General features: G+C 57.4%; 1 pseudogene. It reads right to left on the bottom strand.

From position 1 onward, the window contains the following. Positions 1–523, bottom strand: a pseudogene (katB, locus tag BZK31_RS28195) (catalase KatB); the annotation flags it as partial.

Here is a 523-nt window from a genome sequence, read left to right as displayed (position 1 = left end):
GGCGACCTGCTCGGTTTCCTGGAAGAAGTTGTCGACGTTCTTGTTCAGGACCATCTGACCGATTTTCTTCTCGGGAACATCCGGCCAGATCTTGGTGGCGTCCAGTGGGTCGAAGTCGAACTTGGCCAGCTCTTCAGGCTTGAGCACCTGAACGTACAGGTCCCATTTCGGGAAGTCGCCTTTCTTGATGGCGCCGACCAGGTCGTTGGTCAGGTGGCTATAGTCCTTGGACTGAACCTTGGCCACTTCAGCCGGGTCGAGGTTCTTGATGCCCTGCAGGGTTTTCCAGTGGAACTTGACGTAATGCACTTCGCCCTTGGCGTTGACCAGTTTGTAGGCGTGTACACCGTTGCCGTCCATGAAGCGGTAGCCGGCTGGCGTGCCTTCGTTGGAGTACAGCAATGTCAGAGTGCGCGTGGCTTCCGGAACGTGGGAGAAGAAGTCGAAACGGCGCGAGTCGTTGTCCAGGTTGGTGCGTGGGTCGGGTTTGAACGCGTGGACCATGTCCGGAAACTTGATGGCG

Source organism: Pseudomonas floridensis, from assembly GCF_002087235.1.
Classification (GTDB): Bacteria; Pseudomonadota; Gammaproteobacteria; order Pseudomonadales; family Pseudomonadaceae; genus Aquipseudomonas; species Aquipseudomonas floridensis.
Note: the sequence above shows the minus strand (reverse complement) of the source record. Positions and strands in the feature narration are given on the sequence as shown.